The following is a 23,348-nucleotide window of genomic DNA, read 5'->3' on the forward strand; positions in this document are numbered from 1 at the left end:
TCAGCGCAGGCTTTACGCGAGGTGCACTTTTGCAAATGCCCCTTCAGATACGAAATAGGGGAAGAGCCCAAGGCTCTTCCCCTATCGGTGACGCTACGAATCCGAAGATTCGATTGTCGATGGGCTTAGGCCAGAGAAGCTTTGGCTTTTTCGACAATCGCAGCAAAAGCTGCTTTTTCGTTCACTGCCAGTTCGGCCAGAACCTTACGGTCGATCTCGATAGCCGCTTTTTTCAGGCCAGCGATGAAACGGCTGTAAGACAGACCGTTTACACGAGCACCAGCATTGATACGAGCGATCCAAAGAGCGCGGAACTGACGCTTGCGCTGACGACGGTCACGGTAGGCATATTGGCCAGCCTTGATCACCGCCTGCTTGGCAACACGGAACACGCGCGAACGAGCGCCGTAATAGCCTTTAGCGAGTTTCAGAATTTTCTTGTGACGGCGACGAGCGACGACGCCACGCTTAACACGAGCCATGAGTTATTCCTCTGAGTCTTGACCGAATTAACGAACGCGCAGCATGCGCTCTACTTTTGCGTTGTCAGACGGGTGCATCAGAGATGTACCACGCAGCTGACGCTTACGCTTGGTAGACATTTTGGTCAGGATGTGGCTCTTGAAAGCGTGCTTGTGCTTGTAGCCATTCGCCGTCTTTTTGAAGCGCTTCGCAGCGCCACTTTTAGTCTTCATCTTTGGCATGTTCGATACTCCACAGTGTGGGTGATTTCAAATAACCGCAAGGCCTGCCAGTGCCCTGGAGGTTACTTTTTCTTCTTGGGAGCGATGACCATGATCAGTTGGCGTCCTTCCATCTTTGGATGCTGTTCGACCGAACCGTATTCAGCCAGGTCAGCCTCGACCCGCTTCAACAATTCCATCCCCAGCTCCTGATGGGCCATCTCACGACCGCGGAATCTCAACGATACCTTGGCCCTGTCCCCGTCACTCAGGAAACGCACCAGGTTGCGTAGCTTGACCTGGTAGTCACCCTCTTCCGTCCCTGGACGAAACTTTACTTCTTTAACCTGGATCTGCTTCTGGTTCTTCTTCGCCGCAGCAACCTGCTTCTTCTTCTCGAACAGGTGTTTGCCGTAATCCATGATCCGGCAAACGGGCGGAACCGCATCGGCGGAAATTTCCACCAGATCCAACTTGGCTTCTTCAGCTATACGAAGCGCTTCATCAATCGAGACGATGCCAACCTGCTCGCCATCAGCACCAATCAAACGGACCTCACGAGCCGAGATATTCTCGTTGATCGGGGCCTTGGGTGCAGCTCGTTTATCCTGTCTCATTTCACGCTTAATAGTCATTACTCCAATTCTTGGCGACCACGCCGGGAAACCGCTTGTGCCAGCAGCTGCGCGAAGTCATCCAAGGGCATGGAGCCCAGATCAACGCCTTCGCGGGTGCGCACAGCAACGGCTCGTGTCTCTACTTCCCTGTCTCCGATAACCAGAAGATAGGGAACCTTGAGCAAGGTATGCTCGCGGATTTTAAAGCCGATCTTTTCGTTTCTCAAGTCAGACTTGGCACGGAAGCCGCTTTGGTTAAGCGTATTCTCCACTTCCAGTGCGAAATCGGCCTGCTTATCGGTGATATTCATCACCACAGCTTGAGTTGGAGCCAACCAGGCAGGGAAAGCGCCTTCGTAGTGCTCGATCAGAATCCCGATAAAGCGCTCGAACGACCCCAGAATTGCCCGATGGAGCATGACTGGCGTCTTACGGCTATTGTCTTCCGCGACGTAGCTCGCATCCAGGCGCTGAGGCATGTTCGGATCGTACTGCAAGGTGCCGCATTGCCAGGAGCGCCCGAGGCAGTCAAGCAGCGTGAATTCGATCTTCGGACCGTAAAACGCACCCTCGCCCGGCAGGTACTCCCACGGCAGGCCCGCCTCGTTCAATGCACCGGCAAGTGCCGCTTCGGCACGATCCCAAAATGCGTCGTCACCGACACGTTTTTCCGGGCGGGTAGACAGCTTCAGCTTGATCTCACTGAAACCGAAGTCGGCGTATACCTGCATGGTCAGCTTGATGAAGTCTGCCGCCTCGGCACTGACCTGCTCCTCCGTACAGAAGATGTGCGCATCGTCCTGGGTGAAGCCACGGACCCGCATGATTCCGTGCAATGCACCAGACGGCTCGTTGCGATGACAGGAACCGAACTCGGCCAGACGCATCGGCAATTCGCGATAGCTCTTGAGGCCCTGGTTGAATACCTGGACATGGCACGGGCAGTTCATCGGCTTGATCGCATAGTCGCGACTTTCCGACTCGGTCGTGAACATGTTCTCGGCGTAGTTACCCCAGTGCCCGGACCTCTCCCACAGGCTGCGGTCGACGACTTGAGGCGTCTTGATCTCCTGGTACCCATTGGCCCGCTGCACGCCGCGCATGTATTGCTCGAGGACCTGATAGATGGTCCAACCATTGGGGTGCCAGAACACCATTCCAGGTGCCTCTTCCTGGGTATGAAACAGATCCAGGCGCTTGCCAATCTTGCGATGGTCACGCTTTTCTGCTTCTTCGATGCGCTGGATATAGGCTGCCAGCTGCTTCTTGTCGGCCCAGGCCGTGCCATAGACGCGCTGAAGCTGCTCGTTCTTCGCATCGCCACGCCAGTAGGCGCCTGAGAGCTTGGTCAGCTTGAACGACTTGAGAAAGCGGGTGTTGGGCACATGCGGGCCACGGCACATGTCGACGTATTCTTCGTGGTAGTACAGGCCCATGGCCTGCTCGTCAGGCATGTCCTCGACCAGCCGCAGCTTGTAGTCCTCACCACGCGCGCGGAACACATCAATTACCTCGGCGCGCGGCGTGATTTTTTTGATCACGTCGTACTCGGTATCGATCAGCTCTTTCATGCGCTGCTCGATTGCCGCCATATCTTCAGGCGTAAAGGGGCGCTCGAAAGCGATGTCGTAATAAAAACCTTCCGAAATTACCGGCCCGATTACCATCTTGGCGGTCGGATAGAGCTGCTTGACCGCATGCCCAACCAGGTGAGCGCAGGAGTGGCGAATGATCTCCAACCCCTCTTCGTCCTTCGGCGTAATGATCTGCAGGGTCGAATCGCTGTCGATCAGGTCGCACGCATCGACCAGACGGCCGTTGACCTTGCCTGCGAGCGTAGCCTTTGCAAGGCCTGCACCAATGGATTGCGCAACCTCGGCGACCGAAACCGGATGATCGAACGAACGCTGACTGCCGTCGGGAAGAGTAATGGTGGGCATGGCGCCTCCTCTCCTAGTGGTGACCCCTACCAAAGGCCACGTGGGTTGGGATGAGCCAGGAAAGCGGTCCGCCGAATGCCCCGCCGCACAGTGGCGGGAGCCCGAAGGCTGATCCAGGCGAGCCGAAGTCTCTGGAAAGTTAAGCAGCGGATGCTTTCAGAAAGCACCCAGACTGACAAGCGACGCATAAAAAAAGGGTCGCTAGCGCGACCCTTTTCTCGGAATTGGTAGGCACAATTGGATTCGAACCAACGACCCCCACCATGTCAAGGTGGTGCTCTAACCAACTGAGCTATGTGCCTCCGATGGACGCGCATTCTAGAGACTCGCTGGATAGAGTCAAGCGCTTTTTTCGCTAAGCCACTGAATATTTGTATTTTTTGGAGCGAGACGCTGCCATGGCGGCGCTCAAAGCATCACCATTCAATCGAGATACGCTTTAGAGCGTTTTGTCAGGCTGCATATCAAGCGCTTTCAATCGAGCTAATTCGGCGCACCACTGAGTATCGGCGCGTCCTACTCCAGCCAGCTTGAGCGAATGCCCCTACGTATAGCTACCGCGCAGGGCATAACGGAACGGCTTCGCACGCATCGGCCGTTCCGCTCGGCGTAGGCAGACGCGCCTGGAATCGCTTGTCCGCCGGAGCAAGCTGTCGCGCGCATGCTTGCGCAGCCAACGACTCGGATCGGCAACCGCGCTCCGCGAGCACCTGCGACAGGTTGAACCAGCTCGCCGCGAACGAGCCGTCACGCCGAACACTCTTCCGCAATGCCTGCTCCGCCGCCCCCTTATCGCCTTGCGCATAAAGCGCATTGGCTAGTGCGAACCACGACAAACCGCTGGACCAGTGCTGTGCGGCGGTTTCGTAAGCCTTTATGGCGGCCGCCTGGCGACCGGTTTGCTCGAGATCGCTCGCCGCTTGCAGCCAGACCGTCTCTTTCGCGGTGTGGGGCAGTTGATCCGGGGCGACAGTGACCACGGCCCAGCGATTCCCCTTGGCCCAGCTTCGCTCGAACTGCCGAAAACTGCCGGTCCAACGACGCGTAGTGCCGGATCGCAACACCAGCGTTTGATCGGCCAGGTCGTATCCCACAACGACCGCGAAGTGCCATTGAGGCCAGCGGTCGAACGCCAGATTCTGCAGCACCAGGACCGGGTTCCCCGCCGCCACTTCGGACAATATCGCCTCCAGTCGCCCTTCCAGCGGATACACGAGCAGATCGTGCGAACGTGCTGCCGCGACCATTTCGACCTGGAGACTGCCCTTGCGCTGCGGGATGTAGACACGCTTGACCAGTCGCTCAGGGTCCGTATCGACGCCGCGATAGGTCAGCATCGTAGCCAAGGCCGCCGGCCCGCACTGATAATCTTCCTGCGGATAGAACGGCACCTGGCTCAGCTCCACCCGCTCGGGGAGGCCCGCGGTACCGACCGGAACGATCGGAGTCCGCGCGCACGCCCCGAGAAGGATCAAGGCGAGCAGTAACGTCAGTCGCCGAATCAACGGTTGATGCAGTGAACGAAGTTGAAGATGTTGGTCGCGCACAGCAGATCAGTGATGATGAAGATCACCAGAAACAGCACGATGATCCCCACCGCGCCAGCACCTGCAGGCGCCTGGTCCAACTGCTGATTGAACTGGGCAAGTTCCGCCGGTGTCAGACTGTTGATTCGCTGCTCGACCTGGTCACGATCGACTCCCATCGCAACCAGCTTCTTCTGCACATCCTGATCTTCAAGCATCGTCAGCAGTTGCTGACGGTCCACTTGCTGCTGATGTTCGGCAATGATTTCGGGCGTACCGATCATCGCCGCCTGGGCCATCGGGATCTGCGCGAACAGCATGAAATGCATCGCTGCCACTACTGCGGCTACACGCTTCATGACGGAAGATTTGAACATGGCGGAACTCCTTATCTTTTTGTTCGGTAGCCTGCGCAGTTAGCGACGGGCCGTCAGAACTAAGACGGCGCCACTGTTACGCCAGTTCCCCTGCGTACCAAGGTTTCGCCTCATACCGCTTATCCTCATATCGGCGCATCCGCTGACAACACCCCTTTACCCCTTTTTTCATGCAAGGAGACCAACTATGCGAGCCATCCCCCTGATTGCAGCGATGTGGTGCGGTTCCGTGCTGCTCGGCTGCCAATCATCATCGCCCGAACGAACCCAGGCCCCGGGGAGCGCAACGGCCAACCGTTGCACTGCCTCGGCGGTAGATAAGCTCATCGGGCAGAAGGCAACTCCGGCACTGCTCGATCAGGCGCGCCAGGAAAGCGGCGCGTCCATTGCACGCATCCTCAGACCCGGCGATGTCGTGACGCTGGAATATAACGCCGGCCGATTGAACCTGACGACCGACGATGCATCGGTAATCCAGCAGGCCTACTGCGGGTAGTTCGCCAGTTCCCGGGAGGGCTCGCGGACTGTCGGAGCGCTGAGACGAAACGACCAGCACCAGCGGGCGGCGCGCCCGCTGGTCGACCGGCCGATCAGTGCGCCAGCGCTCTGCGGGTCCGCAGACTCGTCGCGGAAATGGACTTCGGCGGAGCCAGCAGGAAATACAGGTCGTAACGTTTGATGATGACCTGGGCAAGCAGTGGCGCCGCAAGCCCGATCAGCGTCCCGAGAACCAGGTGCACCGGGATCGAATCGATGCCCATGAAGCTGCTGAGGATCACTCGAACCCCACTTCCGGCAAGGATGTGCATGAGATAGATGGTCATCGAAGAGGCGCCGACGAAGAGCAACCACTCGATGCGAACCCGCCCCAACCACATGGAAAGCGAAATCACGAAAAAGATCGACACGGTGGCAAGCGCAAGGACCGGTAGACCACCGACCTCCCAGTTCAAACCGAAGGTGACGTGGAACAGATACTGACCGACCACGAACAACAGCCCAAACAGCCCTGTGAGCTGAACGTAACGGGCGAGAAAAAAGGTCCTGATCTCGTTGAACCACACGCCTAGCGCGAAAAACACCGCATTGCCGAAAATGAACCTGCCGATATTGTTCGTCGCCAGATCCTGCTTGAAGACATAAAGCACAGCAAAGGCCAGTAGCAAGGGAAGGAAGAATCGGCGATCCGCCTTGGCGTACACGAACGAGCAGACCACGAACACCAGAAACAGCGCATAGAGAAACCAGAACTGCGCCCGTGGCGACCAGAGCAGCGAAAACACCTGCCCTAAAGTGACCTCACCATTAGTGTAGTTCGACAGCACCACCTCGATCGAACCCTGCAACAGCGACCATACGATGAACGGATAAACCACCGTGTCCACTTTGTTGACGATCAGCCCGGTTGTCCCACGCTTCATCAGCGAGTCGTAGAAGAACAAACCCGACAAGAAGAAGAACAGCGGCATGTGAAAGCTGTAGATGATGCTATCGACGAGAAGGTAGGAGTCCTCCTCCATTGGCAAACCGGCGTTGAATACCCCACGCGCGACATGGCCATAAACAACCAGGATGATTCCAATGGCTTTGGCGTAATCGACCCAGGCATTTCTCTCCTGCATCACGTTTCTCCTTGTATGACCAGACGCATCGCAGCCAGACCTGGCACGGACGGGAAAGGTAGACAATGAAAAACGTGATCAGTTTATTGCCGACACCGAGCCAACCACCTGACCCGACGTAATGTAGGCTCGGATGGTTGAACTGCGTGGATGCGCCGGCGCCTGCACGGCAGCCGGCGCCAGGTGTGTTCAGCCGAGCAGCTCGGCAAACGAAATGAAGGAAACCAGGTCACCTTCTCTCAATTGGGTGTGCTCACGCACTTCGACCAACCCATCGGCCCAGGCTGCACTTCGCAGAATCGACGAGCTCTGGTTCGCGTAGAGCATCGCCCTGCCAGACTCGAGGCGCGCTCGCAAGTATTCACGACGCTTGCCGGGCTTGGTCCAGCTGAAACCAGCGGGCACCTGGACACTCAGGGGCTCGCTTTCCAACACACCCATTCTGCGCAGCAGATAAGGCCGAGCGAGCAAACCAAAAGTGACCAATGTCGAGGCAGGGTTGCCCGGCAGGCCAATCACCGCAACGCCACGGTAGCTACCGCAGGTCAGCGGCTTCCCGGGTTTGATCGCCAGTTTCCAGAGCGTCAGCTCGCCTTCCTCGCGCAATACCTGGCCGAGAAAATCGGCCTCGCCTACCGAGACGCCACCGGTGGAGAGGATCAAGTCGACCTCCCCCAAGCTGGCCAGGCACTGGCGAACCTGCGCGAGATCATCACGCACAACGCCAGCATCGATGACCTCACACCCCAGGCGGTGCAACCAATTACGCAACAGCACGCGATTGCTGTTGTAGATCTGCCCTGGCCGAAGCGATTGCCCCGGATCGACCAACTCATCGCCCGTGGAAAGCAGGGCGACTTTGATCTTGCGGCAAACGCTCAGCTGCGCCGCGCCCAAGGAAGCGGCAAGCCCCAGCTCGATAGGCCCCAAACGCGTCCCGGCCGCCAGCACCTCATCGCCCGTCCGAGCCTCGCCGCCCTGGGGACGAACATGCTGTGCCGGGCGTACCAGCTCGACGAAGCGCACCCGACCATCATCGAGCACCTCGACATTCTCTTGCATCTCGACGCTGTCGGCGCCCTCCGGGATGGGCGCACCCGTGAAGATCCGGGCACAGCAACCCGGTTCCAGCGGCTCGGGCTGGGTGCCGGCGAAGATTTTCTGGGAAACCCTCAACGGCCGCCCATCGAGATCGGCTACACGAACGGCATATCCATCCATCGCACTGTTCGGCCACGGCGGCAGGTCCAGCGTGGCGATCAGCGGCTCAGCCAATACCCTCCCCTCTGCCTCGTCGATCGACACGCGCTCGACATCGCTGATTGGAGTCTCCCGCGCCTGCTTGAGCAACGCCTCCAGCGCCTCCTCCACGGGCATCAACGCTTGCATCTCGCCTGCCATCAGGAACGACTCTCACAAGGCGCGGCCTGCTTGAGATGAGGCACAAAGTTGCAGGGACGATGACGCGCATCCAGCTGCTCGGCGAGAATGCCGTCCCAGGCGGTGCGGCACGCATTAGTCGAGCCTGGCAGGCAACACACCAAGGTGGCATTCGCCAAGCCAGCCAATGCCCGCGACTGCACGGTGGAGCTTCCGATATCACTTACCGAAATCTGACGAAACAGCTCGCCGAACCCGTCGACCTGCTTGTCCAGCAGGCACGCCACCGCTTCGGGCGTGCTGTCCCGTGCGGTGAATCCAGTTCCACCCGTGATCAACACGACCTGCACGTCATCCTCGGCTATCCAGTTCGCGACCTGCGCGCGAATCCGATACAGATCATCCTTGAGCAGCACCCGCGATGCGAGGTTGTGCCCGGCCGCTTGCAGGCGATCAACGAGTAGCTGCCCAGAGGTGTCGGTCTCCAGCGAGCGCGTGTCGCTGACCGTCAGAACGGCGATATTCAACGGAACGAAGGATTGATCAGCGAGGTGACTCATACAGGCTTCCCGATTGGTGAATTCAGTTCCAAGGTGTTATATCACAGGCTTTCAAAGGAGCACTTGATGCGACGACAAAGGCTAGCGGATTGCTCGATTCTGCTGCTGGCCGGCGGCCGCGGGCAGCGAATGGGCGGGCGAGACAAGGGGATGGTCGAGTGGCACGGCCAGCCGCTTGTAGCCTGGCCTTATCAGGTTGCACGCCCGCTGACCAATGACCTGCTCATCTCCTGCAACCGTAATCAACAGCAGTATTCGGCCTTCGCCGATCGTCTGGTCAGCGACAGCGAACCGGACTTTCCAGGCCCGCTGGCCGGCATTCGGGCAGGCCTCGCTGCCGCGCGCCATGCGTGGCTGATGGTCGCGCCCTGCGATGCGCCGCTGATCGATGAGGCACTACTCACGCAGCTGTACAGAACGGCCCAAGCGGAACCGACCACGCCGGTGATGCTCCGGCGAGGCGCTCAATGGGAACCGCTGTTCTGCATCATCCCGACCTGCCTCGCTCCGGCGATAGATGAAGCCTGGCAAGCGGGCGAGCGAAGCAACCGCAATGTTCTGCTAGCGCTGCATGCCCGCGCGCTCGAGCTCGACCCGCACGACATTCGCCTGGCGAACTTGAACTCGCCCACCCTGCTTGCCGAGTACGGGCCTCCTCCTCCGGGAACTTAGCGTCATCGACCGCCGTCACAGACGCATCACTCAAAGGAGAATACTCATGCGCGCAACCGCACCCGTTCTGGCTTTACTGATCGGACTAACGCTCCTGACCGGCTGCTCCAACCCTAGCGTCATCACGCTGAACGATGGACGGGAAATCCAAACGTTGGATCGCCCTGAATACGATGAGGAAGCCGGCTTCTATGAATTCGAAGGGATCGACGGCAAACCTGGGCGAGTCAACAAGGACCAGGTCCGCACCGTCAACGAACTGTAACGAGTCGAATTGCCACGACGCCAAGCACTCTGCTTGGCGTCGTGCAAAAAAGCACCTTCTAAGCTCTTGTGAAGCAAAAGTTTTTCTGTAAAATGCGCGCCATCTTCGGAGCGTAGCGCAGCTTGGTAGCGCGTCTCGTTCGGGACGAGAAGGTCGCTGGTTCGAATCCAGTCGCTCCGACCATATCCCGAGATCAGCGCGATTAGTCTGATCACAGAAAAAACCGGCCACTGGCCGGTTTTTTCGTTTCAAGTCCTCGCGTTCCCGCCTGTCCCGACCCACCTCTTCGCCAGGAACAAGGTAGCCGCAATCCGCGACACCGCCTCGACAGGCGTCCAGTGTTGGTCTTATTGCCGCAGGAACCAGACGACCTGATCCATTTCGAATGGCCAGTCCAACTCTGCTCCGGTATCGACTCTTTTCAGCACAGGTATGCGCAGCCCGTAATCGTCGACCCAATCAGGCCGGTCCGCGATATCCAGCAATTCCACCAGTAATCCATGCTCCACCAACGGCATGACGACCGCCTCGGCCTGCTCGCAAAGGTGGCAACCCAGCGTTCCAAACAGTTGGCATTCAGGAAGATGCATATATAAGCAGGACTCATCGAAACTGGCTCAGCAAGTCTAGCAGGCTTGACAAGATGAGGCTGTCACACGCCGGTCTACTACTTCCGGCCTGCCTTGTCAGAAAAAATGTGATCTCGAACGCACTCAAACGATGGTTTGATTAAGGGAATCGACGTAACGCGATCAAACCGCTAGGATGCGGCAACCCAAGCGGCCATAGAGCTGCAGGGCCGGGTGTGTATGTGCGCTTGGTGGCAATTGCTTGAAGATGTACCGAGAGAACGAGGTACATCTGCCAAGCGGATTCCACGACACGCCTTACTTAGGCCTTAGCGACTAAGGTCTAAGGGCTTGAAGACTTATGTAGTGCTTTATTGCATGGCGCCGTAAGAGCGACTTCAGAGCATCATCCAACGAGGAGAAATAAGAAATGCTCAAGACCCCTATCGCCCGGGGCGTGGCGTTCGCCACTCTGGGAGCAACACTGGCTATCCCGACCATGGCTCAAGCTGCGTTCGTTGATGACAGCAAGGTCAATTTGGAACTGCGTAATTTCTATTACAACAGCGACAACCGTTCCAACGCATCCACTGCTCAATCGAAGGCTGAAGAATGGGCCCAAGGTTTCATTCTGCGCGCAGAGTCCGGCTATACAGAGGGCACCGTAGGCTTTGGTGTTGATGCTCTAGGCCTCCTGGGCGTCAACCTGTACTCCAGCGACGACACGGCAGGGACCGGCTTGATGCCGAGCTCTTTCGGCAACGAAGCGCCTGATGAGTTCTCGGCGCTAGGCCTGACTGCCAAGGCAAAGATCTCCAAGACAGTATTGAAAGTCGGCACCATCGAACCGAAGAACATGGCGATCTCGCGCAGCGACTCGCGCCTGCTGCCGCAAACGTTTAAAGGCGGTCAAATCATCTCCAACGAGATCGATGGTCTGACCCTCGATGCTGGTTACCTGACCGAAGAAAACGATCGCGACTCCACCAATTACGAAGATTTGAAATACAACGGTAAGGGCGGTGCTACTGGCGACAAGCCTGACGACTTCCTTTTCGCGGGCGCTACCTATTCCTTCACGAAGGACCTGAAGGGCGCGTACTACTACAGCAACCTTGAAGAAGTATACAAACAGCACTCCTTCAACGTGATCCATGTTCTGCCGATGGGCAAAGATCAGTCGCTGAAGACTGATCTGCGTTATGCCCGCTCGACCGACGACGGCTCGTCTAGCGTCGACAACAATGCGTTCGGCGCCATGTTCACCTATTCGATTAGCGGCCACAGCTTCGGCCTGGCATACCAGAAGATGAGCGGCGACACCGGTTTCGCCTATACCGGTGCCAGCACCGATCCGTATCTGGTGAACTATGTAATGCTCGCAGCGGACTTCGCCAACGCAGATGAAAAATCCTGGCAAGCGCGTTACGACTACAACTTCGCGGCCATTGGCCTTCCGGGCCTGACCTTCATGACCCGTTATGTCACTGGTGACAACTTCGGCGCGAATGGCGATAGCAAGGAATGGGAACGCGACACCGATATCGGCTACGTTTTCCAGGAAGGCACCCTGAAGAACCTCGGCGTGAAATGGCGTAACGGTACCTACCGCAGCAATTCGTCCCGCGATATCGATCAGAACCGCCTGATTGTCAGCTACACCATTCCGCTGATGTAATAGCGGCTACTTGCATCTGCAGTAGTTCAAGAGAACCCGCTTCGGCGGGTTTTCTTTTTTCTATCTTCCTACCGACCAGCAAACCTCTCGCCGTAACACGCCGCGCATTGATCCCGGTAAAAACCCGCCAAACGAAACGGGAACCTTGCGCCATCGGCATGCTCGAAACTTGAGGCACTGGGACTATTTCGTCCCGGCGAGACTGAAGAGGAGCTGCAGATGTCTATCGAATCCACTTTCGGCACCAGTGACGAAACGCCCATCCCCGATGCATCCACGGGTACCTCCGCACCCTTGTTCGATAAATCAGCGCATCGCCGCAACCTACAGGCCGCGCAGAACGCACTCATCGAAGAATTCCACACCTTGATCGGAGACACCGAGCGCCTGCTGAAGCACACTCAGGACACCGCGGGCTCCCAGACCGAGGAACTGCGCACGAAGATCAACGCCAACCTGAGCCGTGCCCGGCAGATGCTCAAAGAGCAGGAAGGATCATTGCGTGAGCAGAGCCAGGCCGCCATTCAGTGCACCGAAGAGTACGTGCATACTCATCCATGGCAGTCGATCGGCATCGCTGCAGGCGTTGGCTTTCTCTTCGGCCTGATCACCCGCCGCTGATGTGGGGAATGGATCCAATGGAAACCAAGCACAGCGACGAGGCTCCGGCCCCCTCCATCAAGAAGATGGGTGGTGCCCTCGCGGGGCTCGTTCAGGGGCACCTGGAGCTGATCGGGATCGAAATCCAGGAAGAACGCACCCGAGTGTTCAAGCTGTTTCTGCTGGCCAGCATCAGCCTGATACTCGGCTTGTTGATCCTGGTCGGGCTCTCCGCTGCGATCGTCATTGCGTTCTGGGATAGCAATCCAATCGCCGCGATCCTCGTCCTATGCGCGCTGTATGCCATCGCGCTGGTGGTCTGCATCAGCCGAGCCACCCATATCGCCAAAGAAAGCGCTTCGCCGTTCCAGGCAACGGTCGAGGAGTTGGCACGCAATCGTGAGCGTTTACTACCATGAGCCTTCCTCTGAGCACGTCCAGCGATCTGGCCATGCGCAAGGACCTCGTCCGCCTGCGCATGGAAATGAATCGCCAGCAGCTGCTGTACCACGCACAGCCATTGGCGCATCCCTTTCAACGAATGAAGGGGATGATTGCCCACCGAAACTCTGAACCCGACGACCACGCACGCAAAGGGCCATTGCTGGTCGCAACCAGCTTGGCGCTGATGCTGTTCGGCCGGCGCCTGGGCAGGTTCGGTAAACTGGCCCGAGTGGGCGTCATGCTCTATCCGCTAGTGAGCAGACTCCGGCATTAGAGGACGTGGCGAAGCCAACCGTGCATCATCAACGCACGGCTTGCCTGAACGATGGGTGTATGGCACGGCGGTCACAGGGTGCTGTAGGCTGACCTCTGCATGCGCCATACACGCCGTTGCAGTTTCTGTGATCGTAATGCCGCACCTATGCCCATTGGCGACATGAAGGAGGTTGCTCTTTGGACTGGCACACCCTGCTTAACCGTGAACGTCTCGGTAAATCCGTCCATAGCAACGAAGAGCTCGGTCGAAGCCCGTTTCACAAGGATCATGACAGAATCATCTTTTCCGGCGCGTTTCGCCGGCTTGGGCGCAAAACCCAAGTGCATCCTGTCTCCAGTAACGACCACATCCACACACGCCTGACGCATTCGCTCGAAGTCAGCTGCGTCGGGCGCTCTCTCGGCATGCGCGTGGGCGAAGTGCTGCGTGACGGCATGCCTGAGTGGTGCAGCCCAGCCGACCTCGGGATGATTATCCAATCGGCCTGCCTGGCGCACGACATTGGCAACCCTCCGTTCGGGCATTCGGGCGAGGACGCCATTCGTCACTGGTTTCAGCAAGCTGCGCGGCGAGGTTGGCTCGATGACATGAGCGAGGCCGAGCGAGCCGATTTCTTGAATTTCGAAGGCAACGCGCAAGGATTCAGGGTGCTGACCCAGCTCGAGTATCACCAGTTCGACGGCGGCACCCGCCTGACCTACGCCACGCTGGGCACCTACCTCAAGTACCCGTGGACATCGCGCCATGCCGAGGCCCTCGGCTATAAGAAACACAAGTTCGGTTGCTACCAGAGCGAATTGGCCCTGCTCGAGCAGATTGCATCGAAGCTCGGCTTGCCGAAGCTGGACGAACAGCGCTGGGCGCGCCACCCGCTGGTCTATCTGATGGAAGCAGCGGATGACATCTGCTACGGCCTGATCGACCTCGAAGATGGGCTGGAGATGGACCTGCTCGACTACAGCGAAGTCGAAGCGCTGCTGCTGAACCTGGTCGGCGACGATCTGCCGGAGACCTACCGTCAGCTAGGCCCCAGAGATTCGCGCCGACGCAAGCTGGCGATTCTCAGAGGCAAGGCCATCGAACACCTGACCAACGCCGCGGCACGGGCCTTCGTGGATCAGCAGCAAGCCCTGCTGGCGGGGACGCTGACCGGGGATCTGGTCGAGCACATGCATGGCCCTGCCAAGAAATGCGTGCTGCAAGCCAAAGCCATGGCCCGGGAAAAGATCTTTCAGGACAAACGCAAGACATTGCACGAAATCGGCGCCTATACCACGCTCGAAATACTGCTCAACGCCTTTTGTGGCGCGGCAGTGGAGCAGCACGGCGGCCGCGAATTGTCCTTCAAGAATCGTCGCATACTAGACTTGCTGGGTGGTAACGCACCGAAACCCGATTGGCCGCTGTATCAGTCTTTCGTGCGGGTGATCGATTTCATTGCCGGCATGACCGACAGCTACGCGACCGAAATGGCCAGCGAAATGACCGGACGCTCGAGCCCGACGTGAAGCCGATGAAAAAGCCGTGGTGGACACTCGTTGGTTGGCAGCCGGGCCGCCCCGCCTGGGGCGCAGCAGCGGTTGCTGGTCTGGGCTGCGCGCTACCGCTGCTGCTCGGCTTGTTCAGCGGCCATGCCGGTTTCCTATGGGCCACGGTTGGCGCCTTCCAGGCGGCCAAGGCGAACCCGCTGCACCGACTCGGCATGTTGCGGATGCTATTACTGATCGGGCTCGGCGCAGGTAGCGCCGGACTAGGCTTCTGGTCGGCGACGCATCCCCTGATCAGCCTCGGCCTGTTTGCCTTCTACGGCCTGCTGTTGGCGTGGCTGCAGCGCTATGGCAGCGAGGCAGGCAAGCTTGGCATCGGTCTGGCCATCTGCCTGTGCCTCGGCCAAGGCCAGCACGGCATCGGCGATTTCAACAACCCGCAGGCGATCGCCGTGCTCTTTGCGCTAGGAGGCCTGTGGGTCACCCTCCTCGCCTTCGGCCTGCGAGGCCTGCATGGCTTGCGCATGTGGCCATACATGCCGCGCCTGTTGAGCTTGATGAAAGTACTGCGACGGCGCGCGCGACGCACACCCATTCGCCAATGGCGGCTGCATGCCCTGGCCTACATGCTCGCCGCCGCCGCAGGCGGCTTGATCGTAACGCTTGGCGAACTGCCGAGGGGTTACTGGCTGACCTTGGCCGTTTTCACGACCCTGCAGATGGACCTGCAACGTAGCTTTACCCGCGCCTTACAAGCCGGTCTGGCGATTTTCTGCGCAGCGGCGGTACTGATCTACATGGGCCACAGTCTGGCCGATCCGCCAATGATGGTGATGATCATGCTGCCACTGGTGATGCTCAGTCGGGCCTTCCAGGCACATCACTACGGCCTCTTCGTGCTGCAGACGACGCTGAGTTTCGTCTTGTTGGCTGAAACGCTCGCGCAGGATTGGGACTTGCCGCAGCTGCGGCTGGTCAATGCCGCCATCGGGGTAGGCGTGGCGCTGGGCGTGACGTTGCTGATGTATTTGCTACGCCGGTTGGCCGCCCGGATTACCTTGCGTAAATCCGGGCGAACCACCGCAACCGATCAGCAATGACTCGATCACGCCTTCGTGTTGATTTCGTTCTCCGGATACCAGACGTCCATCAACGGGCTCACGTTGAACTCGGATAGTTCGTTGCGCCCCTTGAGCCACGCCTCGACCTGACCACGCTGTTCTTCGTTGACCGAGCCGCGGCTGGCCAGACATACGAAGCCGTAGTCCTCGCCACCGATATAACCCAGGCCATTGGCTTCGATGGCTTCGTTCAGGAACGCCTCCAGAAACTCATCCACAGCCTTGGCTTCGATGCCATCGCGATAGGTCAGGTTGACCTCGAACCCCAGCTCCTGGAATTCGTCGACACAGAGTTTCTTGCGCAAGCGACGCGAGCGATTGGTAGCCATTGAATCGGTCCTTTTTCTAACGAGATAACGGCGCGCACTCTAACAGCAACGCCGCACTTGTGCGATTACAGGCGTCCGCCGACCACACCGTTATACCCCCTCTTTATTTTGTTTTTGCTGAAACCCGTGCCTGCCGGCTACGCTTGTCGGATGAGAAGTACGTCACTTCTCGGACGTGGGCATAATGGCCCGTCATTCTTCCCTGAACGCTGTAGGGAACCTTCATGTCATTGATTTCCAATCTGCATGGCGCTACTGATCGGGGCAGCGTCATAAGCAAGTTTCTCAGCCGTGTCGCCATCGCCTCGCTGACGCTACCGCTGGCTTTTCCGGTCTTCGCCGAAGCGATCAACCAGACATTGCCGCCGAAGGTGGCTCAGGCACTTAAAGCCAACAAGATCGAGAGCAGCGCCTTGTCGGTTGTGATGCTGCCACTCAACAGCAACGCATCACCGACCTATGTGAACGCCGATGTATCGGTCAATCCGGCCTCGACGATGAAGCTGGTCACGACCTACGCCGCGCTGGAGTTGCTGGGCCCCAATCATCAATGGAAGACCGAGTTCTACGCCGACGGACCGATCGAGAACGGCACGCTGAACGGCAATCTCTACCTCAAGGGCGGCGGTGATCCCAAGCTCAACATGGAGAAGCTATGGCTGTTGCTGCGTGATCTGCGTGCCAACGGCGTGCAAACCGTAACCGGCGACCTGGTGCTCGACCGCAGCCATTTCGTTCAGCCGTCGCTGCCCGTTTTCGATGACGATGGCAACGACAAGAACAAACCCTTCCTGGTCGGCCCCGACGCCCTGCTGGTCAACCTGAAGGCGCTTCGTTTCATCGCTCGCAACGACAACGGCCACGTCGAGGTTGCGGTCGAACCGCCGATTGCCGCAGTCCGTATCGATAACCGCATCCAGGCGTTGCCCAAGGCCAAGTGCCCCGGCTGGCCGGACATCCGCTATAACCCCATCGAGGATGCCGACGGCGTTACCGTGGTGGTGACCGGCAAACTCGCCGCCGGTTGCAGCGGCCAAACCTATCTGTCGCTGCTCGACCATCAACGTTACGCAGCCGGCGCCGTTCGGGCGATCTGGAAGGAACTGGGCGGCAATATCCTCGGCGGTGACCGAGTCGACTCCGTGCCGAAGGACGCGCGAATGGTGGCCCGGGCTTATTCGCCTGATCTGGTCGAGATCATTCGCGACATCAACAAATACAGCAACAACACCATGGCACGGCAGCTGTTCCTGAGCCTGGGCGCGGCGTTCCGTAACGAAACGGATGCCGACGACTCGAAAGCCGCGCAGCGGGTGATTCGTCAGTGGCTGGCGAAAAAGGGCTTGATCTCGCCGCATCTGGTGGTCGAGAACGGATCCGGCCTGTCGCGCGCCGAGCGCGTCAGTGCGCGAGAGATGGCCGCCTTGCTCAAAGCGGCCTGGCAGAGCCCTTACGCTGCCGAGTTCATCTCATCGATGCCGCTCGCGGCGGTCGACGGCACCATGCGCAAGCGCCTGCGTAACACCGGCGTGGCCGGCAAGGCGCATATAAAGACCGGGACGCTGAACACGGTACGGGCGATTGCCGGCTACAGCCGTGACAGCGCGGGTAATACCTGGGCGGTCGTCGCGATCCTCAATCACCCGCGGCCTTGGGGTGCCTCCTCGGTGCTGGATCAGGTGTTGGTCAGCCTCTACAACCGGCCGAGCGCCACCAGCACAGCACAGCGATAGCACGCCGGGCGCTGACGGCATGCCCGGCAGCGCCCTTTATTGCTCACGTGCGCGCTTTACCCCACCTGCCGGCAAAGCGCGACAGAAGAAGCCACCGCCCGACCACGATCATCGCGCTTGCAGCTTCCAGGCGCGATGAATCTTGCTGTTACGGCGGAAGTCCTCGTCCAGCGTGGCACTGGTGATCTCCTCGACCGCATAGCGCTCGACAATGCCCGCATCCAGCGCGAACTTGCGAAAGTTGTTGGAAAAATACAACGTGCCGCCGGGTGCCAGCCGCGCCATTGCCAGATCGAGCAAGGCAACGTGATCGCGCTGGACATCGAAGACTCCTTCCATGCGCTTGGAGTTGGAGAAGGTTGGCGGGTCGATGAAGATCAGGTCGTACTCGCCGCGATCCTCTTCCAACCAGCTCATCACGTCGGCCTGCTCCAGGCGCTGCCGATCCGACAAGCCATTGAGCGCCAGATTACGTCGCGCCCAGTCCAGATAGGTTTTCGACAGGTCGACACTGGTGGTACTGCGCGCGCCGCCCTTGGCGGCATGCACGGTTGCGGTGGCTGTGTAGCAATACAGATTCAGAAAGCGCTTGCCGGCCGCCTCCCGGGCGATACGCAGGCGCATCGGGCGATGATCGAGAAATAATCCGGTGTCCAGGTAATCGGTGAGATTCACCAGCAACTTGACGTTGCCTTCGCTGACTTCGAGGAACTGCCCCTGGCTGGCCTGACGCTCGTACTGACGCGTTCCGCTCTGGCGCTCACGGCGCTTGACCACGACTCGATCACGCGAAACGCCCAACGCCTGAGGAATCGCCCCTAGCGCATCGTAGAGCCGCGCCTGGGCCTTTTCCGGGTCGATCGAGCGCGGCGGAGCGTACTCTTGTACGTGAACCCAGTCGCCGTAAAGGTCAACGGCCAGGGCGTACTCCGGCATGTCGGCGTCATACAGCCGATAGCACTGAATGCCCGCCTTGCGCGCCCACTTTCCAAGCGTCTTGAGGTTCTTCTGCAACCGGTTGGCGAACATCTGCCCCCCTTCGCTGAGGCGCGCCAGTTCCTGCACCGGTTCCTGCTCGTCTTTGCGCTCGGCCGAGTTGGTGCGCTGTCCGGTAACGAACTGGTCCAGCTCGACCTTGATCAGCAGCAGCTTGCACGGCAATGCGCCGTTCCAGAACGCGTATTGCTTGTGGCTGCGAATACCCATGCGCTTGCCCAGATCGGGTGCCGAGGTCAACACAGCAGCTTCCCAGCCGAGGCACGCCTGGCGAAGGCGCTCACCCAGGTTCTGATAGAGATAGACCAGGCTCGCTTCATCACCCAGTCGTTCACCGTATGGCGGGTTGCAGATCACCAGGCCTTTCTGGTTCTGATCAGGCCGAGGCTCGAACGTCGCGACGTCACCCTGGTACACGCGTATCCAGTTCGCCAGACCGGCGCGCTCGATATTGTTCCTGGCCGGCTGAATCAGTCGGGGGTCGGCTTCGTAGCCCCGAATCCACAGCGGCTGCCTGGCCAGGCCCGCTTCGGCGCGCGCTTGCGCCTGGGCGTGCACTCGATTCCACAACGCCGGAACGTGGCCCAGCCAGGCGCTGAACCCCCAACGCTCGCGGCGCAGGTTGGGCGCGATGTCGGCCGCCATCATGGCGCCCTCGATGAGAAAGGTGCCCACACCACACATCGGGTCCGTCAGCGCGCCGCCAGCGGCGGCGATACGCGGCCATCCGGCCCGGATCAAAACACCGGCAGCAAGATTCTCCTTCAACGGCGCAGCGCCCTGCTGCAGGCGATAGCCGCGTTGATGCAGGCTGTGCCCGGACAGATCCAGCGACAACACGGCCTGGCCACGATCCAGCCGCAAATGGACACGTAGGTCAGGGTTGAGTTTGTCGACGCTGGGGCGATCGCCGCTGGCCGTACGGAGGCGATCGACGATCGCGTCCTTGACCTTCAGTGCGCCGAAGTGGGTGTTGTCGATGCCGGAGCCATGGCCGCTGAACTCGACGGCCAAGCTGCCGGTCGCCTCAAGATGTTCCGACCAATCCACCTGGTGGACACCGTCGTACAGGGTTTCGGCGTTTACCGTCGCGAACCGACCGATCACCAGCAGGACCCGGTTGGCCAGCCGTGACCAGAGGCACAACCGATACGCAACTTCCATGTCAGCGACGCCGCGGATCGCCGCGGTCTGTTCACGCGCGTCCTGAAGCCCGAGGCTGACAGCCTCGTCGAGTAGCAGGCCCTCCAACCCTTTGGGACAGGTAAGGATGAGTTCGTGGCGATCAGTCATGGCATGTCCAGAGAGTATTCGATCCGCTCGGTAGCGGGCTCGGAGTCAAAAATTCGATAGGGGTACGGCTTCGACCGCTTTCATCGTGCAGCCGCTGCAATTCGCCGTACCGAGGCGCCTGCAAACGCACGTATCGCCTGCCTTATGGGTGGCACCACGGTTTGGTTACTTGCTTATTACAAAACGATCATTCCCGCGCTGGAAGCATTGGGTTAGAACTCGACACAGACCGGCATCGCAACGATGCCCGGTAGAACCCCGTCACGCCGGCAACGGGGCTTCGCTGGCAGTCTATCTGCCGATCTCGCCATGAGGTCAACAGGAACACCAGTCAACCACTGAGGGCAATACCCAATGAGAAGACTCAAGCGTGATCCGATGGAACGAGCATTTCTACGCGGTTATCAGCATGGCATACACGGTAAATCTCGCGATCTATGTCCTTTCTCCCATCCGGAGGTGCGCCAAGCCTGGATTAACGGCTGGCGGGAGGGTCGTGGCGACAACTGGGACGGTCTGACCGGCGCCGCCGGCCTTCATCGATTGAACGAACTTCACGCAGTCGGCTGACACGATCACACCGACTTCAACTGGCGCGCCCCACCCGGGCGGCGGGCTTGAAGCCCAGGGGCTCCTTCACGGAGCCCCACCAGACAGCAACTCCTTCCCTTCGACTCACTTCTTTCTTGATTGAAGCGACGCCACCGCATCGACAGCTTCGCGAATCAGCGCCGGGCCCTTGTAGATAAAGCCCGTGTACAGCTGTACCAGACTCGCTCCCGCCTCGATCTTCTCCGCCGCATGCCGCCCCTCAGTGATACCGCCAACGGCGATGATGGGCAAACGGCCCGCCAGGGTCTGGGCCAAAACGCGAACGGTGTGGGTGCTCTTTTCGCGCACTGGCGCGCCTGAAAGCCCACCAGCTTCGTCGGCATGGGCCAGCCCCGCCACCCCGTCGCGGCCGAGCGTCGTGTTGGTCGCGATAATGGCATCCATACCCGCCTGAAAGACCGCTTCGGCCACCAGCGCGATTTCTTCGTCGGTCATGTCCGGCGCGATCTTGATGGCCAGCGGCACACGCTTGCCATGCAGCACTTCGAGGTCTTCCCGACGCTGTCCGAGCGCGTCGAGCAATTGCTTGAGCGAGTCGCCGAATTGCAGACTGCGCAGCCCGGGCGTATTCGGCGAGCTGACATTCACCGTAACGTAGCTGGCCTGGTGATAGACCTTGTCCAGGCACAGGAGATAATCGTCCTGCGCGCGCTCGACCGGCGTATCGAAGTTCTTGCCGATGTTGATACCCAGGATACCTTTGAAGCGCGCCGCGTCGACCCGCTCCAGCAACGCATCGACGCCGTGGTTGTTGAACCCCATGCGGTTGATGATGGCTTCGGCTTCGGGCAAGCGGAAAATGCGCGGTTTAGGATTCCCCGGCTGCGGCCTGGGGGTCACGGTGCCCACCTCGACGAAGCCGAAACCCAGCTGGGACAGGCCGCAAATCGCCTCGCCATTCTTGTCCAGTCCCGCCGCCAGCCCCACCGGGTTGGGAAAATCCAATCCCATCACCCGTACCGGCAGCGTGGCCGGCGCCTTGTTGAGCAGGGAATTGAGCCCCAGACGGCCGCCGGCACCGATGAGATCGAGCGACAGCTCATGGGACGTTTCAGGGGTGAACTTGAACAACAGCTGGCGGGCCAGGTTATACATACGTAGCCTAAAATCCTGGATAAAGTATGGCGCGGGAGTATAGCAGGCGACGCCCCTTTCCAGCGGGTCGACATGACAGCCTCAGGCATCGAGACCGCTACGGAGCCCCCGCTCGTAGCAGCCGCCGCAAGCGGAGCAATTTGCCCTCGGAAGAAAATTCCATTTCAAAGGAACCAAATACACCGGCACTTGTCAGAAAGGGTCGCAGATGGTGTGCCGGCAGGCTGACGCTCGTCCCCTCCCGGCTCTTGATCAGGATACGATTGGCGCGCCCTTGATAAACTGCCAGCAGTTTTTCCGCCGGTAGCGCAATATCCAGCACGAGGCTTGGCATGGAGGCTCCTCATTGATCAGCACAGCAATTTTGCCATACGAACACCTCGCCAGTTGCGCCCCGTTGCCCGGCGTAGCGCTCAATCACGCACAAAGGTTCGGTAAATGCGGTGCACCGCGTCGGCGGCTCTGCCACACTCCCGCTGTAGTTCCAAGCATTCGTCCGCAATGATGAACGTGCCCGAGCCAGTGCCGCCCGTGACTTCCCGAATCGTCAAATTTGCCCAAAGGCTTGGTCTGGCTGGCAAATCGCCGCGTCAGGTCCTAGAGCTGGCTAGCCAGCTGCGCTTGCCCTTTGCCCCGCTCCTGGAGCCGGCGCCGAGTATTTTCTGGCACGACGGACCTTGCTTGCAGCGATTCGTCGATCTCCCGAGAAGCGCCCTTTCCGGTCCCGTTCAGGAAGACAAGGCCAGGGCACGAGCCGCCTTGACACGGCTCGTACGACGAGAAGAGAGCACTCATGTGGCGCTGGATCTGCGCCAGATCGACGGCCTCAGCGGCCAGAACGCCGACGGCGGGACCTACCCGACCTTCGAAGCCTTCGCTGCCACTCCGGCCTGTCGGAAGCTGCGTGTGATCAGCTACAAGGATTTCATCCGGACCCTGTCGACCGCCCTCCCCGGCCTCGAGACCCAGGCGCCCATCGAGCTGCGCCAGGCGAGCTGGCTCGGCGAACGCATCTACTGGTCGGGCGAACACAACGCGGAAGCCTTCGCCTGCGCCGTCGCCTATGCGCGGCTGCGCGGACTCGAAGTGAATCTGCCCAGTGCGCTGGTCGATTATCGACTCGACGCATCCGGCCTGAATGCGTTGGATACCGAATACCATGCGGTAACCATGCCGGCGCAGGCCTGGAATGATCCGCAGTTCATGGGATTACTGCTCGATGCGAAAATCCCCTATGCGCGCCTGACCTTGCTGCGCAACCCAGACAATTCCGAGCTGCTTCTGCTCGACAAGCGCCACACCACCGCCAATGCCCTCGGTGAAGGCCTCAAGCTCGCTGGCGCCCCGGACATGATTCGTTATCTGCGCGACTTGCCCCAGATCACCCGCTTCCGTCTCGGCAACCAAACAGCGCAGACAGACTGATTCGCTGGCCGATGGCACTGTCATCGCCCCGATCGGCTAGCCGTGAC

General features: G+C 59.5%; 26 protein-coding genes and 2 tRNA genes. 13 read left to right on the forward strand and 15 right to left on the reverse strand.

What is annotated here, in order from left to right:
* Positions 1–125: 125 nt before the first annotated feature.
* The 7 genes from rplT to KVO92_RS04475 all read right to left on the reverse strand — a co-directional run bounded on the left by rplT (position 126) and on the right by KVO92_RS04475 (position 5,143).
* Positions 126–482 carry a 50S ribosomal protein L20 gene (gene rplT / locus KVO92_RS04445; RefSeq protein ID WP_019339387.1) on the reverse strand — a complete coding sequence of 119 codons (357 nt, stop codon included), beginning with the start codon at positions 480–482 and terminating at the stop codon, positions 126–128.
* A gap of 27 nt (positions 483–509) precedes the next feature.
* Positions 510–704, reverse strand: coding sequence for a 50S ribosomal protein L35 (gene rpmI / locus KVO92_RS04450; protein ID WP_019339386.1), 195 nt, complete (start codon positions 702–704; stop codon positions 510–512).
* Between the two features lie 62 nt (positions 705–766).
* Positions 767–1,318, reverse strand: a complete 552-nt coding sequence (gene infC / locus KVO92_RS04455) for a translation initiation factor IF-3 (RefSeq protein WP_177493022.1) — start codon at positions 1,316–1,318, stop codon at positions 767–769.
* On the reverse strand, positions 1,318–3,240 hold the full coding sequence (gene thrS, locus KVO92_RS04460; RefSeq protein WP_217474441.1) for a threonine--tRNA ligase: 1,923 nt from the start codon (positions 3,238–3,240) through the stop codon (positions 1,318–1,320). The genes infC and thrS overlap by 1 nt, the downstream gene beginning before the upstream one ends.
* A 225-nt stretch (positions 3,241–3,465) precedes the next feature.
* A tRNA-Val gene (locus KVO92_RS04465) sits at positions 3,466–3,542 on the reverse strand.
* A gap of 252 nt (positions 3,543–3,794) precedes the next feature.
* Positions 3,795–4,745, reverse strand: coding sequence for a PA2778 family cysteine peptidase (locus KVO92_RS04470; RefSeq protein WP_217475424.1), 951 nt, complete (start codon positions 4,743–4,745; stop codon positions 3,795–3,797).
* Positions 4,742–5,143 carry a PA2779 family protein gene (locus tag KVO92_RS04475; RefSeq protein WP_217474442.1) on the reverse strand — a complete coding sequence of 134 codons (402 nt, stop codon included), beginning with the start codon at positions 5,141–5,143 and terminating at the stop codon, positions 4,742–4,744. The genes KVO92_RS04470 and KVO92_RS04475 overlap by 4 nt, the downstream gene beginning before the upstream one ends.
* 187 nt (positions 5,144–5,330) lie before the next feature.
* On the opposite strand from KVO92_RS04475, the gene KVO92_RS04480 reads away from it, so the two are divergent.
* Positions 5,331–5,639: an I78 family peptidase inhibitor gene (locus tag KVO92_RS04480; protein WP_217474443.1), complete on the forward strand. Its 309-nt coding sequence runs from the start codon at positions 5,331–5,333 to the stop codon at positions 5,637–5,639.
* Positions 5,640–5,733: 94 nt separating this feature from the next.
* Here the strand turns inward: KVO92_RS04480 and KVO92_RS04485 are convergent, their stop codons facing one another.
* The 3 genes from KVO92_RS04485 to moaB all read right to left on the reverse strand — a co-directional run bounded on the left by KVO92_RS04485 (position 5,734) and on the right by moaB (position 8,705).
* The gene (locus tag KVO92_RS04485) at positions 5,734–6,765 is read right to left on the reverse strand and encodes an acyltransferase family protein (RefSeq protein WP_217474444.1); all 1,032 of its coding nucleotides are present in this window, start codon (positions 6,763–6,765) and stop codon (positions 5,734–5,736) included.
* 189 nt (positions 6,766–6,954) lie between these two features.
* On the reverse strand, positions 6,955–8,166 hold the full coding sequence (gene glp / locus KVO92_RS04490) for a gephyrin-like molybdotransferase Glp (RefSeq protein ID WP_217474445.1): 1,212 nt from the start codon (positions 8,164–8,166) through the stop codon (positions 6,955–6,957).
* Complete coding sequence (gene moaB / locus KVO92_RS04495) at positions 8,166–8,705, reverse strand: molybdenum cofactor biosynthesis protein B (RefSeq protein ID WP_217474446.1); 540 nt, start codon at positions 8,703–8,705, stop codon at positions 8,166–8,168. Before moaB ends, glp begins: the two co-directional genes overlap by 1 nt.
* Before the next feature lie 66 nt (positions 8,706–8,771).
* Here moaB and mobA point away from each other — a divergent pair, with 66 nt between their 5' ends.
* From mobA to KVO92_RS04510, 3 genes are all read left to right on the forward strand, one after another.
* The gene (gene mobA, locus KVO92_RS04500; RefSeq protein WP_217474447.1) at positions 8,772–9,377 is read left to right on the forward strand and encodes a molybdenum cofactor guanylyltransferase MobA; all 606 of its coding nucleotides are present in this window, start codon (positions 8,772–8,774) and stop codon (positions 9,375–9,377) included.
* A gap of 46 nt (positions 9,378–9,423) precedes the next feature.
* On the forward strand, positions 9,424–9,642 hold the full coding sequence (locus KVO92_RS04505; protein WP_217474448.1) for a YgdI/YgdR family lipoprotein: 219 nt from the start codon (positions 9,424–9,426) through the stop codon (positions 9,640–9,642).
* Between the two features lie 106 nt (positions 9,643–9,748).
* Positions 9,749–9,825 (forward strand) — tRNA-Pro (locus KVO92_RS04510).
* A 164-nt stretch (positions 9,826–9,989) separates the two neighbouring features.
* Here the strand turns inward: KVO92_RS04510 and KVO92_RS04515 are convergent.
* Positions 9,990–10,232, reverse strand: coding sequence for a glutaredoxin family protein (locus KVO92_RS04515; RefSeq protein WP_217474449.1), 243 nt, complete (start codon positions 10,230–10,232; stop codon positions 9,990–9,992).
* A 409-nt stretch (positions 10,233–10,641) separates the two neighbouring features.
* On the opposite strand from KVO92_RS04515, the gene KVO92_RS04520 reads away from it, so the two are divergent.
* The 6 genes from KVO92_RS04520 (at position 10,642) to KVO92_RS04545 (ending at position 15,797) form a co-directional block, all read left to right on the forward strand.
* A complete protein-coding gene (locus tag KVO92_RS04520) occupies positions 10,642–11,889 on the forward strand; it encodes an OprD family porin (protein WP_217474450.1) in 1,248 nt (415 codons plus the stop codon).
* Positions 11,890–12,108: 219 nt separating this feature from the next.
* Positions 12,109–12,510, forward strand: a complete 402-nt coding sequence (locus KVO92_RS04525) for a DUF883 family protein (protein WP_217474451.1) — start codon at positions 12,109–12,111, stop codon at positions 12,508–12,510.
* A 17-nt stretch (positions 12,511–12,527) separates the two neighbouring features.
* A complete protein-coding gene (locus tag KVO92_RS04530; protein ID WP_217474452.1) occupies positions 12,528–12,908 on the forward strand; it encodes a phage holin family protein in 381 nt (126 codons plus the stop codon).
* Complete coding sequence (locus KVO92_RS04535) at positions 12,905–13,207, forward strand: hypothetical protein (protein WP_217474453.1); 303 nt, start codon at positions 12,905–12,907, stop codon at positions 13,205–13,207. Before KVO92_RS04530 ends, KVO92_RS04535 begins: the two co-directional genes overlap by 4 nt.
* Before the next feature lie 179 nt (positions 13,208–13,386).
* On the forward strand, positions 13,387–14,718 hold the full coding sequence (locus KVO92_RS04540) for a deoxyguanosinetriphosphate triphosphohydrolase (RefSeq protein ID WP_217474454.1): 1,332 nt from the start codon (positions 13,387–13,389) through the stop codon (positions 14,716–14,718).
* A gap of 5 nt (positions 14,719–14,723) precedes the next feature.
* Positions 14,724–15,797, forward strand: a complete 1,074-nt coding sequence (locus tag KVO92_RS04545; protein WP_217474455.1) for an FUSC family protein — start codon at positions 14,724–14,726, stop codon at positions 15,795–15,797.
* A 5-nt stretch (positions 15,798–15,802) separates the two neighbouring features.
* Here KVO92_RS04545 and KVO92_RS04550 read toward each other — a convergent pair whose 3' ends face one another.
* Positions 15,803–16,147: a YggL family protein gene (locus KVO92_RS04550; protein WP_217474456.1), complete on the reverse strand. Its 345-nt coding sequence runs from the start codon at positions 16,145–16,147 to the stop codon at positions 15,803–15,805.
* Positions 16,148–16,371: 224 nt separating this feature from the next.
* On the opposite strand from KVO92_RS04550, the gene dacB reads away from it, so the two are divergent.
* Positions 16,372–17,880 carry a D-alanyl-D-alanine carboxypeptidase/D-alanyl-D-alanine endopeptidase gene (gene dacB, locus KVO92_RS04555; RefSeq protein ID WP_217474457.1) on the forward strand — a complete coding sequence of 503 codons (1,509 nt, stop codon included), beginning with the start codon at positions 16,372–16,374 and terminating at the stop codon, positions 17,878–17,880.
* A 108-nt stretch (positions 17,881–17,988) separates the two neighbouring features.
* Here dacB and rlmKL read toward each other — a convergent pair whose 3' ends face one another.
* Positions 17,989–20,169 (reverse strand): bifunctional 23S rRNA (guanine(2069)-N(7))-methyltransferase RlmK/23S rRNA (guanine(2445)-N(2))-methyltransferase RlmL, encoded by a 2,181-nt coding sequence (gene rlmKL, locus KVO92_RS04560; protein WP_217474458.1) that lies wholly within the window; start codon positions 20,167–20,169, stop codon positions 17,989–17,991.
* A 354-nt stretch (positions 20,170–20,523) separates the two neighbouring features.
* On the opposite strand from rlmKL, the gene rmf reads away from it, so the two are divergent.
* Entirely contained in the window at positions 20,524–20,739 is a 216-nt protein-coding gene (gene rmf / locus KVO92_RS04565; protein WP_021207445.1) for a ribosome modulation factor, read from the forward strand.
* Positions 20,740–20,844: 105 nt separating this feature from the next.
* On the opposite strand, the gene KVO92_RS04570 is transcribed toward rmf, so the two are convergent.
* Both KVO92_RS04570 and KVO92_RS04575 read right to left on the reverse strand, forming a co-directional pair.
* Positions 20,845–21,876, reverse strand: a complete 1,032-nt coding sequence (locus KVO92_RS04570) for a quinone-dependent dihydroorotate dehydrogenase (RefSeq protein ID WP_217474459.1) — start codon at positions 21,874–21,876, stop codon at positions 20,845–20,847.
* 97 nt (positions 21,877–21,973) lie between these two features.
* Positions 21,974–22,210 (reverse strand): DUF2835 domain-containing protein, encoded by a 237-nt coding sequence (locus KVO92_RS04575; protein WP_217474460.1) that lies wholly within the window; start codon positions 22,208–22,210, stop codon positions 21,974–21,976.
* 167 nt (positions 22,211–22,377) lie between these two features.
* On the opposite strand from KVO92_RS04575, the gene KVO92_RS04580 reads away from it, so the two are divergent.
* Positions 22,378–23,301, forward strand: a complete 924-nt coding sequence (locus KVO92_RS04580) for a DUF6685 family protein (protein WP_217475425.1) — start codon at positions 22,378–22,380, stop codon at positions 23,299–23,301.
* Positions 23,302–23,348 lie beyond the last annotated feature (47 nt).

This window comes from Stutzerimonas stutzeri (assembly GCF_019090095.1).
Taxonomy (GTDB): domain Bacteria; phylum Pseudomonadota; class Gammaproteobacteria; order Pseudomonadales; family Pseudomonadaceae; genus Stutzerimonas; species Stutzerimonas stutzeri_AN.